Raw genomic sequence first — 11,966 nt, forward strand, 5'->3', positions numbered from 1 at the left:
GTGGCCACAGAGAGCGTCGCGCCCGGCGACTACCGGGAGCGGCCGTCCCGGCTGACCGGCGCGGTCGTCTGGACCCGCGTGGCCACGGGCGCCCCCGGCGACACCCGCCCCGTGCTGCCCGACGGCTGCATGGACCTGCTGTGGACCGAGGGCAGGCTGTTCGTCGCGGGCCCGGACACCCGTGCGTACGTTCCGGAGGCCGTGGCCCCCGGCAGCCGCTATGTCGGCATCCGCTTCTACCCCGGCACCGCGCCCGCCTTCCTCGGCGTCCCCGCCCATGAACTCCTGGACCGGCGCCAGGAGTTGGCGGACCTGTGGACCGCGGCCGAGGCGCGCCGCCTGACCGAGCGGGTGGACGACGCGGGCGACCCGATGGCCGTCCTGGAGGCCGTCGCCGTGGAGCGCGCCGCCGACGCCGAACCGCCCGACCCGCTGCTCGCCCACATCGTCGCCTCGCTGGGCGCGGGCCGCTCGGTCGCGCGCACCGCGGCGGACGCGGGCGTCAACGCCCGCCTGCTGCACCGCCGTTCGCTGCCCGCCTTCGGCTACGGACCCAAGACGCTGGGCCGGGTGCTGCGCCTGCAGCGGGCGCTCGCGCTGGCCCGCGAAGGCATGCCGTACGCGGACACGGCGGCCGTCGCGGGCTATGCCGACCAGGCTCATCTGGCCCGAGACGTCAAGGAGTTGGCGGGGGCGCCGCTCGGCACGCTGCTCGGCTGCGGTCCCTAGGGCGCCGACGGCGCGAAGAGGTCGACGCCGTTGCCGTCCGGGTCGAGCACGACCGCGTACCGCTGGCCCCAGGGCGCGTCGAACGGCTTGAGCTCGCTCGCGTGCCCGGCGGCCGTCATGTCCTCGTGCGCCGCGTCGACCCCGGCGGGCGTCCCGCAGTGGAAGGCGAGCCCGATCCGGCCCCCGCCAGCGGGCGGCTGCCAGTCCGGGTGGAAGGAGCGGACGGTCGCCTCCGTGTCGAAGGCGATGCGCAGGCCGCCGGGGAGCGCCGCCTCCACGTGCGGCAGGCTCTCGGCCCCGTCGGGGAACTCCAGGCCGAGCCTGCGGTAGAAGGCGAGCGTGGCGGTCAGGTCGGAGACGACGAGACCGATCAGGTCGAATCGGGGGGTGGGTGCTGTCGGTGTGCTGTTCATGTCCGCAGCGTAGGCAGCGGTCCCGCACCCGGTCTTGAAGGAAACGGACACGGTGCCTCTTCTTGTCGAAGGCGGCTTCCGGCCGTACAAGGAGAGAGCGGGTGCGGTCCCGTACCCGCCAGGGAGATGATCGCCATGGTGTCGTCCGCGCCTCCTTCACTGCACAAGCGCCTGGCGGGGCCGGTCCGGCTCCGCGCGGAGTACGACCCCGCGCCGTCCCGTTGGCTGTGGCTCGTCAAGTGGCTCCTCGCGATCCCGCACTACCTCGTCCTCGCCTTCCTCTGGATCGCGTTCTTCCTGGTCACCGTGGTCGCGTTCGTCGCCATCCTGATCACGGCCCGCTATCCGCGCGCCCTCTTCGACTTCAACGTCGGCGTGCTGCGCTGGACCTGGCGCGTCGAGTACTACTCGTACGGCGTGCTCGGCACCGACCGCTATCCGCCCTTCTCGCTCCACGACGTGCCGGACTATCCCGCGCACCTGGAGATCGACCGTCCGGAGCGGCTCTCCCGCGGTCTGGTGCTCGTCAAGTGGTGGCTGCTCGTCCTGCCGCAGCTCGTGGTCCTCTCCCTGATCACCGGCGCCTACCGCTTCAACGTCGGCCTCGCCGGGCTGCTCGCCGTGTACGCGGGCGTGGTGCTGCTCTTCCGCGGTCACTACCCGAGGGGCATGTACGACCTCAACGTAGGACTGCACCGCTGGGGCGCGCGGGTGGTGGCCTACGGCACTCTGCTGACGGACGTCTACCCTCCGTTCCGCCTCGACCAGGGAGAACGCGAACCGGTGGCCGACGAGCCGCTGCCGTGACTGTCACGGTCCCCGATTCCCCGCTACGTTGGAGGACATGGACTATCCCGGTGACAACCGGCTCGCGGCGGCTGTCGTGGTGTTCCGCCGCCGCGTGCTGCTCGTGCGTCGCAGCGAGACCGAGCGGTTCCTGCCCGGCGTGTGGGGCGTGCCGTGCGGGAAGCTGGAGCCCGGCGAGAGTCCACGGGACGGCGTCCTGAGAGAGCTCAAGGAAGAGACGGGACTCCTCGGCAGGGTCCTGCGCAAGGTCGGCGAATCCTCCTTCGTCAGTACCTATCACGGGCACGAGGTCAAGAACTGGCAGGACAACTTCCTCGTCCGGCCCCTCACCTTCGACGTGGTCCTGCCGATGCCCGACCAGGACCATCGCTGGCTCGACCCCGCCGAGCTCGGCACCGTCCGGATCGACGACTACAACCGCGAGATCGTCCGCCAGGCCTTCAGCTAGTCCATCGGCCCGTCGGCGAGCAGCCCGGCCAGCGCCGAGAGCTCCGCCAGATAGTCGTTCACCTCAAGAGGCTTCTTCGCCACCGCACGCCCCGCCGCGTCGGCCGTGTCGTCTGTGGCGGCCGTGTCGTCCGTGTCGTCCGTGTGAGCCCCCTCCGCGGCCCCGGACCCCGCGAACACATCCGTGTACCGCCGCCGCCCCGCCCCCGTCTCCAGGAACAGCGTGACCGCGGGCCGCGCCGAGGCGCACCACGCGCGGTGCAGCACGTGCGGCGGCAGCGCATAGCCGCTCCCCGCCGTGTACTGCGCGCTCTGCGCGAGACGCAGCCGCGCGCCGCCCGCGGGCTCCAGGAGCCAGTCGCCCTGCTCGCCCGTCAACGACTCCCGGTACCAGGACGTGGCGACGCCCTCGTCCACACCGGGATCCGCGGGCTCGTACAGCTCCATGCCGAGCGTGCCCCGCACCACGTACGAGGCGAGCGGGGAGCGGTGGTTGTGGATGTCCTCGCGGGTGCCGCGGCCCGGGTGCCACACGTGCGCGCGCAGCATGTGCCGCGGTCCGCCGTCGATCAGGAGCAGCTTGTCGAAGCCGAGGACGTGGCGGTACGAGAGGAGCGCGCACCCCGACGGGTCGCCGATGCCGGTGGCCAGTTCACGCACGAGCGGCAACAGGCGCCGCGGGGCGCCCAGTTCGGCGACGGCGGCGCGGGCCTCCCGCACCAGCTCGTCACCCGCGGGACCGGCCAGTGACTCCGCCAGGAGCCGCCTGGCGTCCTGGACGTGCCGACCACCCAATGCACTCTCCCCCTCGTCCGCGCACCCGCCCCGCGCCAGGGGCTCAGCCACCCGGCTGATACATCCATACGGCATGTGCCCGCAGCGCCGAAAGGCCTTGGTAGGTCATCCACAGCGGGTAGGCGAGATCGTCCCCTTCCCACGTCCAGATCCCGTTGTCCTGCTGCCGCCACACGGACGCGGCCGAACCCGCGAGCATCTCCTGCCAGACCGCTGCCCTGTCCTCGTCGGCGGCGACCGCGGACGCGTCCGGAGTGAGCAGCGCCCGCACCACCCAGGCCGCCGAGAAGTGCCGCACGGCGAGCACCTCGGCGCGCGACGCGTCGACGGGGTGCGGCCTGCGGACCGTCTCGTGGCCGCTCTCCAGGTCCTCGCAGCCGTCGTGCGCGGGCCCGGGGCACGAGAGCAGCCAGCGGATGCCCTCCTCGCGCGTGGCGCGGGCGTTCGCGTCCTCGCCGAGCACCCGGGCCGCCCGGTCGAGGGCGACGACGGCCTGCGCCGTGTGCACGGCCGAGGGCGCCACCGTCCTGCCGCGCGGCGGGGTGAGCCGGGAGCCCCAGCAGCGCCGGTGGCCGCGCGCCGGATCGGTGACGGCCCCGTCGACGAGCGCGTCCCGCAGGACCGGCAGGGCGGGCGAGCCGGGCGCGGCGCGCAGCAGTCCGCGAAGGACCGTGGTGACCACGTGGGTCAACTCCGCCCCCGAGGGCTCCAGTTCGCGGGTGAAGCGCTCCGTGCAGCGCTCCGCCTCGGTGGCGAGGAGCCGGGATTCCGCACCCGCCCGCGCGAGCGCGCCGAGAACCAGCGCGGTCACCTCGGGGCGCCCCACCGTGCCCTGCGAGCGGGCCGCCCAGCCGCCCTCGGGCAGCCGCAGCCGCCACAGCGTCTCCACCAGCTCGGAGGTGCGCAACCGCCCGTCGGGCATGCCGAGTTCGAGGGCGATGTGCAGTCCGTACGCGGTACCGGTCGGCGTCGGCCGTACCGGCTCCGGCTGTTCGTCGAGGGCGTGCGGCCAGCCGGTGAGGCGGCCGTGCGGCGGGTCGTCGAAGACCGTCAGACGCTCGACGAGGGCGGCGTACGTGGCGGCGGAGAGCCCCGGCAGCGGCCCCGGCGCTCCCGGTCCCGCCGCGCCGGGCGCCGCTCCCGGCAGCGGGCGGCGCGGCGAGGGCACCCCGTCCGGACCGCCGGTGTGCCCGTCGCCGGACGCACCCCTGGCCCGCAGCAGCGCGGCGGCCAGCCAGGCCGAGATCCCCGTCCCGAGCCCGCTGACCACGGCGAGCGAATAGCGGGCCGTGTCCCCGAACAGCGCGTCGGGCAGCAGCCCCACCAGGGCCTGGAACACGGCATAGCCCACGGCGACGGGACCGAACCGCCCGAGCCACGTCACCATCCGCCCCGACGGCGGGTCGGGAGGCGGTTCGGGTGGCACGGGATGCCCGGCGGGGTCTGTGCTTGCGCGCATGCGTGCTGTAGGCATGAACTCCACCTACCCATATGACACTTGAGACGAAAGGGAGTGAGCACCGTGCGGGATTCGGAACCGACGGCGGATCTCACAGGATGGAACAGGGCCCCGTTCACCGGGGCCGGTCTCACCCATGATGTCCATGAGAAAGGGACAGGCCCGGGGGTCGTCCTGGTTCCAGAGATCCCGGGCGTGCACCCCGGAGTCCTGGGCCTGGGCGAGCACTTGGTGAAGCAGGGTTTCACCGTCGCGATCCCGTCCCCGTTCGGCGAGCCGGGCCGTCCGATCTCGGTACCGTACGCCCTGGGCGTCGCCGGCCGGGTCTGCGTCGCCTCCGAGTTCCGGGCCTTCGCCACCAACGCCCGGCGCCCCTTCGCCGACTACCTCCGCGCCCTCGCCCGCGACCTGGCCGCCCGCACGCCGGGTCCGGGCGTCGGCGTCATCGGCATGTGCTTCACGGGCGGCTTCGCGCTGGCCGCCGCCACGGACGAGGTCGTCCTCGCGCCCGTGCTCAGCCAGCCCTCGCTGCCGCTCCCGGTGAGCGCCGCGCGCCGGGTCGACCCCGGCATGTCCCGCGACGAGTTCGACACGATCGTGGCCCGCACCAAGAACGAGGGCCTGTGCGCGCTCGGGCTGCGCTTCAGCGAGGACAAGATGGTCCCGCGCGACCGCTTCGCCACCCTGCGCCGCCACTTCGGCGACGCGTTCGAGGTCATCGAGCTCGACTCGTCGCCGGGCAACGAGACGGGGTTCGCGAAGTCGGCGCACTCCGTGCTCACGGAGGAGGTGCGCGAGGTGCCGGGGCACCCCGCGTACGCCGCGCGCGAGCGGGTCGTCCAGTTCCTGCGGGAGCGGCTGGCCCCCACGGGGTGAGGGCCGGGCCGCTCAGCCGTCCACCACCGAGAAGATGCAGCTCAGTGACGAAGGCCGGGGGGTGGCGCGGAGTTCGTACTGCGGCAGGACGCCGGGACCGCACGACTGGGTGCCGATGCCGTGCCGGTCGATGTCGAGGTTGACCCAGACCGTGTCGCCGGGGGTGAGGTCGGTGCGGTGGCGGGCGGCGTCGAGCTGTTCGGTGGTCCAGCGGCGGGCGGTGAACGCGGGGGCGCCGTCGCTCTCCACGCGCAGCCCGCCGACCTCGGCCCAGCGGACGGCCGCGCGGGCCCCGTTCTCCTGCGGGCGCACGTACGGCGTCTGGAGCGCGTCGACGTCCGACTCCCAGACGCCGATCAGCGAGGCGGCCGCCGTGTCGGGGTAGGCCTCGCCGGGCCCGCCGCCGAACCACCGCACCCGTCCCGCCGCGCCCGGCAGCCCGAAGCGGATGCCGAGGCGCGGCAGCGGCACGGTCCAGTCGCCCTCCGGCGTCACGGACATCCGCAGCAGCAGCCTGCTGCCGTTCGACGCCCAGTGGTACTCCGTGCGCAGCGCCAGATCGCTCGCCGCGGGCGCCACCCGGGTGCGCACGGTCAGCCCCTCGTCGGTCGGCTCGACGGCGTCGACGCGGTGGTGCATCCGGTGCAGGCCGAGTGCGCGCCAGCGGGCGGCCACGGAGGGTTCGGGGCGCCAGGGCATGCCGTTGTCGTTGTCGGTGGGGGCCCGCCACACGTCCAGGCGCAGGCCGGTGATCTCGCGGCCGTCCAGGGCGAGGAGGGCGCCGGTGCGGGCGTCGAAGGACGCGGGGCCGAGCGTGATCCGCCTGCCGTCCGCGTCCGTGGTGGGCCTCGCGCCACCGGGCACGGGCAGGATCATCCCGTACTCGACGGGCAGTTGGGCCCACGCCACCACGTGCCCCTTCGCCGCCCACGCCGTGTCCTCGGCGAGCGAGGCCCGCACCGTCCACTGGGTCTCGGCGTCCGGGTCCCGGCGCGGCGGGGACGGCAGCCGGACCTCCGCGCGCTCGCCGGGGCCGACCTGCGGCACCGCGAGGGCGCCCTCGGCGACCGTCGTGCCGTCCTTCTCGTACGACCAGGTGAAGAGGAGGTGGGAGAGGTCGGCGAAGTCGTGGAGGTTGGTGATCGTGACCGTGCCGGAAGGACCGTCGCCCTCGATGCGGACCGGCTCGATCACCTTCTTGTACTCGACGAGCCCGGGGGACGGTGTCCGGTCGGGGAAGACGAGGCCGTCGCAGACGAAGTTCCCGTCGTGCAGCTCCTCGCCGAAGTCGCCGCCGTACGCGTACTCGTACGCGGGGTGCGCGATGCCGTGGTCGATCCACTCCCAGACGAAGCCGCCCTGCAGCCGGTCGTACGTCTCGAACAGCTGCTGGTACTCGCTGAGCCCGCCGGGTCCGTTGCCCATCGCGTGCGCGTACTCGCAGAGGAGGAACGGGAGCCGCCGCCGCTTCTCCGGTCCCTCGTCCTCGCCGCGGCCGATGCGCTCGACCTCGGCGTGGTCCGCGTACATCCGTGAGTACACGTCCGTGTCCGCGCAGGACCGGTCGCCCTCGTAGTGGAGCAGGCGGCTGTCGTCGCGCGCGCGGATCCAGTCGGCCATCGCGGTCAGGCCGCGCCCCGTCCCGCACTCGTTGCCGAGCGACCACAGGACCACCGAGGGGTGGTTCTTGTCGCGCTCGACCATGCGGGCCGCGCGGTCCAGGAGGGCGGGCGTCCAGCGGTCGTCGTCGACCGGGTTGGCGCGCCAGCCGACGGCTCCGAAGCCGTGGGTCTCCAGGTCGCACTCGTCGACGACCCACAGGCCGAGCTCGTCGCAGAGGTCGAGGAAGGCGGGGTGGGGAGGGTAGTGGCTGGTGCGGACGGCGTTGACGTTGTGACGCTTCATCAGCAGGACGTCCGCGCGCATCGTTTCGACGTCGAGGGCGCGGCCCGTCTCCGGGTGGAACTCGTGGCGGTTCACCCCGCGGAAGAGCAGGGGGCGGCCGTTGACCTTGATGGTGCCGTCCTCGACGGCGACCGTGCGGAAGCCGACGCGCAGCGGGACGCGCTCGCCGGGCGTGGCCAACGTCGCGTCGTACAGCCGGGGCGTCTCGGCCGTCCACGGCTCCACAGTGACGGCGACCTCCTCGCCGGTCGCCACGTCGATGCCCAACTCGGCGACGGTGACGCGCCCTTGGACGTCCGATTCGACCCGCAGCGTGCCCGTGCCCGTGCGGTGGTCGTAGGCGGCGTGGACGAAGAAGTCGCGGGCGCAGCCCTCGGGCCGGTGCAGCAGCGTCACGTCACGGAAGATGCCGGGCAGCCACCACTGGTCCTGGTCCTCCAGGTACGAACCGGCGGACCACTGGTGGACGCGGACCGCGAGGACGTTGCCCCCGGGGCGCAGCAGCTCGCCGACGGCGAACTCGTGGGGGAGGCGGGAGCCCTTGAAGTCGCCGAGCTCCGTGCCGTTCAGCCAGACGCGGGCGCAGGACTCGACGCCGTCGAAGCGGAGGACGGCGGCGCCGTCGCGCGGCCAGTCGGCGGGCAGGTCGAAGGTGCGCAGGTGGTCGCCGGTGGGGTTCTCGGTGGGCACGCGCGGCGGGTCGAGCGGGAACGGATAGTGCGTGTTGGTGTACTGGGGCGCGCCGTGGCCCTGCAGCACCCAGTGGCCGGGCACCGCGATCTCGTCCCAGGCCCCGCCGTCGTATCCGTCGGCGGCGAAGGTGTCGTCCTCGGTGTCGGCGGTGGGGGAGAGACGGAAGCGCCATGGGCCGTTGAGGGAGAGGGTGGCGGCGTCCGACGTCGCGTACCACGCGCGGGGCGGGAGGCTGCCGGTGCCGGGGGACACGTCCTCGTGGTGGGGAAGCTCCATGGGTTCCATGAGACCTCGCGGGGGCGGGAGCCCGCCATCCTCCAGTGGTGGCAGTCGTTGGATTCTTCGGGGCGGGCTTGGACGCGTGACGCGTGTACTGCGCATATCGTGCTGTGCCGCGTGTCGTACGACGAATTCCGTAGAACTATGGCCATCTGTGCGCGGTATCGGTAGCTTGGCGCGACGTGAACGATCACCATGAGCAGCGAAACGGTGCCGCGCTCCCCGCGACCCTGCCCGTCACCGACCGCACCCGCCACCGCCGCCTGCGCGAGCAGGGCAGCCTGGACCGCGCCGATCTGGAGGCCGTCCTCGACGCGGGCTTCGTCTGCCACCTCGGCGTCCTGGTCGACGGCCGCCCGATGGTCGTGCCCACCGTCTACGGCCGCGACGACACCCACCTCTACCTGCACGGCTCCGTCGCCAGCCGCAGCCTCGCCGCCGACCCCGACGCGCCCGTCTGCGTCACCGTCACGCACATCGACGGGCTGATCCTCGCCCGCTCGGTCTTCGAGCACGGTGTCAACTACCGCAGCGCGATGATCCACGGCGTCCCGCGCCAGGTGACCGACCCCGAAGAGAAGTTGCGCGGACTGCGGCTGCTCACCGAGCACGCGACGCCCGGCCAGTGGGACTACGCCCGCCGCCCCAGCCGCAAGGAGCTCGCCGCGACCACCCTGCTCGCCCTCTCCCTGGCGGAGGCCTCGGTCAAGGTGGCGGCGGGCCCGCCGGACGACGGCACGGGCCCGGACGCCGCCCTCGGCATCTGGGCGGGCAACCTGCCGCTGACGGCCACGTGGGGCGCGCCGGTGCCGGATCCGCTGCTGCCCGCGGCCATCGAACCGCCGCGGCACATCGCGGGGCGGAGCGGTACCCGACAGGGGTGAGCGCCCGCGGTGGCTTACGTGGGGGCCTCAGGGGAGCTCCGGAGTCCCGCAGCCGTGGGCCCGCGCCGAGCGCTCCGCGAACTCCTTCAGCGCGGCGCGCTCGTACGCCAGGTCGGCCGCGGACGGCTTCTTGCGCTTCTTGTCGTACGAGCCGGTCCGGTCCTCGCGCCACGCCCCTTTGTCCCGCACCATGAACAGCGCGGGGCCGCTCCCGTCCCGGCAGGCCGCGCTCGCCCAGTGGCCGCCGTCCACCAGCCGTCCCGACTCGGCCTCGCCGGGACCAGGCTTCTCCGTGTACTGACCGTGGCGCTTCTCGTAGGCGAGGCGATCGGTCTCCGCGTACGGGCCGTAGGACGCCGTGAGGTGGTAGCGGGGCGTGTCGTCCGACCGCCCGGTGCCCGGCGGTTCGGGCCGGTCGCCCGCCACGACGCACACCTCGACGGGGCTGGCGGCGCGCGCGGACTCCCAGGCCCGGGAGAGCCGCGCGCCCCGGCCGGGGACGCCCCGGCAGGTCCCGGACGCGTCGGCGACCGGCACGCTCTCGTCGGCGTTCACCGGAAGCGCCACCGTGCGCGGCGGCTTGCCCAGCTCGGCGTCGCACCCCCAGTTCTCGGAAGCCTTCGCGGCCGTCCCCGTGGCGACCCGCGCGAAAGCGGCCCGGCGGCGCGGGTCGTCCAGCGTGACGTCTTGGTCCCCCGCTTCGACGGTGACGAGGAGCCCGCCGCGGTCCCTGGCGCAGTCCAGGAGCGTCGTCACGGTGGCGCTGCTGCTGTGGGTCTGGCTCCTGCCGTCGGACTCGGCGGTCGTGAACAGGCCCCGCCAGCCGTTGCCGAGCCCGACGGGCGGCAGTTCGACCGCCGGTTGCGGGTACGTCGGTCCCCTCTCGAAGGCACGTACGGACGCGGGGTCCACGCCGGTCTCGTCACCGCGCCGCTGCGGCACGCTCTGCACGGTGACCTGGACCTCGGCCCTGTTCGAGTTGCCGCCCGCCACGGGCACGCCGTCGCCGGTGACGCCACAGGTGACCGTGCGTTCCTTGGCCCGGTCGCTGTCCGCGTCCTCTTCCGCAAGGAGCACGTCCACCCGGCCGGGCTTCTTCTCGAACGGCCCGTCCCCGAGCACGTCCCGCAGCTCGCGCGAGGGCAGCACGCCTTCGCACGCCTCGTCGAGCACCTGCTGAGCCATGCGGTGCTCGCGCGGACCGCCCCACCAGTAGTAGCCGCCCGCGATCAGGGCCAGGGCGACGAGCGCCCCACAGGACGACAGGACGACACGCCCGGTCGTCGTCTGCCAGCTCAGTCGCGCCCGCGCCACTCCGCCACCTCTCCCATGATCTTCGTGTCGTGGCACTGCGAACGCCGGGGCCACCCGTCGGGCGCCGCCAGATAGCGGTCCAGCACGGTGTGCACCTTCCGCGAAAGGCGCCGCTGGTCCTTGGGTTCGAGCACGACCTTGCCTTCCTCCGGGCCGTAGTCGAAGTCGAACTCGGGGGTCACCGACACGCGGTGATAGGTCGGACCCGCCACGCACTCGGACCGGGCCCACAGGGCGAGCTGCGGGTCGTCGCCCGACTGCTCGACCGTCACGGGCTTGTCGTGCGCGGCCGTCCCGGGGCCGGGATTCCTGGGGTCGGGCACCAGCGAATCGTCGGCGTACTCGTCGTACGCGCCGCCCGCCAGGACGCCCGACCAGCTCTGCGCGCCCGCCGCCTTGACCGTGAGGTGGCCGGGGGAACCCGCCGTGTCCTCCCACTGCCCGCCGCAGGCGCCGGTGCGCCGGTTGTACACCGAGTCGTTCCCGCCGTAGGACCACTTGCCCGGTGTCGACCCCAGCCCCTTGGGGGAGAGCCATGCGCAGAGCTCCGGCGCCTTCGCCGGGGCGCCGCCGGGCTCGGTGGGCAGCGGCTCGCTCCCGCAACCCTGCTTGCGCGACACCCAGTTGGCGATCTTCGCGGCCGTCCGGGCGGCGGCGATCCGCTCGGACTTCGGGACGTCGTACTCGTCTGCGTCGTCTGCGTCGTCTGCCTCGTCCGCATCGGACGGCAGCTCCACCGACACGAGCAGGTCCCGCACCGAACGGCCGCGCCCGTCCAGCCCCTTCGGGCAGTCGACGAGCAGGGAGGCCGACGCCGCCGCGCCGGTGCCCCACCGGTCCGCGGCGCCCGTGCTGCCCGTCGCGCTCGGCGGCAGAGGCAGGCCGAAGTCGCCCGTCACGCCGTCGGGGGACGTGCGGTCGGGCACCGCCTCCGCCCGCACCCGGGCCTGCACCCGCGCTGCCGATGCGCCGCCGTCGCCCACATGGGCCAGGGTGCAGTCCAGCAGTGCGCGGCTCTCCTGACCGGGCTCCAGGAACGTTCCGTACGCGTCCAGTACGCCCCGCTCGTCATCCGGGGCGGAGGAGTACAACTCCTCCCGGAGCAGGCCCGCACAGCCGCGCGCGACCAGCTCACGGTTGGCGTCAAGCGTGTCCTCACGCTCCTCGGCCCGCGACACCGCGAACCAGGTCACCGACGACGCGGCCAGCAAGGTCACCACCAGAGCGGCCACCAGCCAGGTGCGCCTGCGGATGCGCGGCGCGCCCATCTCGGGCATGGCGCTCCCCTTCCCCCGTGCACGGCACCATGATCGGAACGGACGCTATCAATTGGGCGGGACGCGCCGGGGCCGGGGACCCTTGTCG

At 73.7% G+C, this 11,966-nt stretch carries 11 protein-coding genes; 5 read left to right on the top strand and 6 right to left on the bottom strand.

Annotated elements, in window-relative coordinates; all coding sequences use genetic code 11:
- Positions 1-729, top strand: coding sequence for a DUF6597 domain-containing transcriptional factor (locus tag AC068B_RS11885; protein ID WP_478670899.1), 729 nt, complete (start codon positions 1-3; stop codon positions 727-729).
- On the opposite strand, the gene AC068B_RS11890 is transcribed toward AC068B_RS11885, so the two are convergent.
- Positions 726-1,142 (bottom strand): VOC family protein, encoded by a 417-nt coding sequence (locus AC068B_RS11890; RefSeq protein WP_478670901.1) that lies wholly within the window; start codon positions 1,140-1,142, stop codon positions 726-728. The two genes, AC068B_RS11885 and AC068B_RS11890, sit on opposite strands and share 4 nt — an antisense overlap.
- A 126-nt stretch (positions 1,143-1,268) precedes the next feature.
- Here AC068B_RS11890 and AC068B_RS11895 point away from each other — a divergent pair, with 126 nt between their 5' ends.
- Positions 1,269-1,949, top strand: a complete 681-nt coding sequence (locus tag AC068B_RS11895) for a DUF4389 domain-containing protein (protein ID WP_478670903.1) — start codon at positions 1,269-1,271, stop codon at positions 1,947-1,949.
- A 37-nt stretch (positions 1,950-1,986) separates the two neighbouring features.
- Positions 1,987-2,397, top strand: coding sequence for an NUDIX hydrolase (locus AC068B_RS11900; RefSeq protein WP_478670905.1), 411 nt, complete (start codon positions 1,987-1,989; stop codon positions 2,395-2,397).
- Here AC068B_RS11900 and AC068B_RS11905 read toward each other — a convergent pair.
- Complete coding sequence (locus AC068B_RS11905; RefSeq protein WP_478671278.1) at positions 2,394-3,191, bottom strand: cupin domain-containing protein; 798 nt, start codon at positions 3,189-3,191, stop codon at positions 2,394-2,396. The genes AC068B_RS11900 and AC068B_RS11905 overlap by 4 nt on opposite strands.
- Positions 3,192-3,234: 43 nt before the next feature.
- Positions 3,235-4,665 carry a hypothetical protein gene (locus AC068B_RS11910; RefSeq protein ID WP_478670907.1) on the bottom strand — a complete coding sequence of 477 codons (1,431 nt, stop codon included), beginning with the start codon at positions 4,663-4,665 and terminating at the stop codon, positions 3,235-3,237.
- Positions 4,666-4,713: 48 nt separating this feature from the next.
- On the opposite strand from AC068B_RS11910, the gene AC068B_RS11915 reads away from it, so the two are divergent.
- Positions 4,714-5,526 (top strand): dienelactone hydrolase family protein, encoded by an 813-nt coding sequence (locus AC068B_RS11915; protein ID WP_478670909.1) that lies wholly within the window; start codon positions 4,714-4,716, stop codon positions 5,524-5,526.
- 12 nt (positions 5,527-5,538) lie between these two features.
- Here the strand turns inward: AC068B_RS11915 and AC068B_RS11920 are convergent, their stop codons facing one another.
- Positions 5,539-8,400, bottom strand: a complete 2,862-nt coding sequence (locus AC068B_RS11920) for a glycoside hydrolase family 2 TIM barrel-domain containing protein (protein WP_478670911.1) — start codon at positions 8,398-8,400, stop codon at positions 5,539-5,541.
- A 185-nt stretch (positions 8,401-8,585) separates the two neighbouring features.
- On the opposite strand from AC068B_RS11920, the gene AC068B_RS11925 reads away from it, so the two are divergent.
- Positions 8,586-9,287: a pyridoxamine 5'-phosphate oxidase family protein gene (locus AC068B_RS11925; protein ID WP_478670914.1), complete on the top strand. Its 702-nt coding sequence runs from the start codon at positions 8,586-8,588 to the stop codon at positions 9,285-9,287.
- Positions 9,288-9,314: 27 nt separating this feature from the next.
- On the opposite strand, the gene AC068B_RS11930 is transcribed toward AC068B_RS11925, so the two are convergent.
- Together AC068B_RS11930 and AC068B_RS11935 are read right to left on the bottom strand one after the other, a co-directional pair.
- Positions 9,315-10,601 carry a hypothetical protein gene (locus AC068B_RS11930; RefSeq protein ID WP_478670918.1) on the bottom strand — a complete coding sequence of 429 codons (1,287 nt, stop codon included), beginning with the start codon at positions 10,599-10,601 and terminating at the stop codon, positions 9,315-9,317.
- A complete protein-coding gene (locus tag AC068B_RS11935; protein WP_478670921.1) occupies positions 10,583-11,878 on the bottom strand; it encodes a hypothetical protein in 1,296 nt (431 codons plus the stop codon). The genes AC068B_RS11930 and AC068B_RS11935 overlap by 19 nt, the downstream gene beginning before the upstream one ends.
- Positions 11,879-11,966: the final 88 nt, after the last annotated feature.

The organism is Streptomyces sp. NPDC042371 (assembly GCF_056437465.1).

Bases quoted from the DNA above. Each gene is read 5' to 3' on its own strand.
- AC068B_RS11890 (WP_478670901.1), bottom strand. From the start codon at position 1,142: ATGAACAGCACACCGACAGCACCCACCCCCCGATTCGACCTGATCGGT.
- AC068B_RS11895 (WP_478670903.1), top strand. From the start codon at position 1,269: ATGATCGCCATGGTGTCGTCCGCGCCTCCTTCACTGCACAAGCGCCTG.
- AC068B_RS11900 (WP_478670905.1), top strand. From the start codon at position 1,987: ATGGACTATCCCGGTGACAACCGGCTCGCGGCGGCTGTCGTGGTGTTC.
- AC068B_RS11910 (WP_478670907.1), bottom strand. From the start codon at position 4,665: ATGCCTACAGCACGCATGCGCGCAAGCACAGACCCCGCCGGGCATCCC.
- AC068B_RS11920 (WP_478670911.1), bottom strand. From the start codon at position 8,400: ATGGAGCTTCCCCACCACGAGGACGTGTCCCCCGGCACCGGCAGCCTC.
- AC068B_RS11935 (WP_478670921.1), bottom strand. From the start codon at position 11,878: ATGCCCGAGATGGGCGCGCCGCGCATCCGCAGGCGCACCTGGCTGGTG.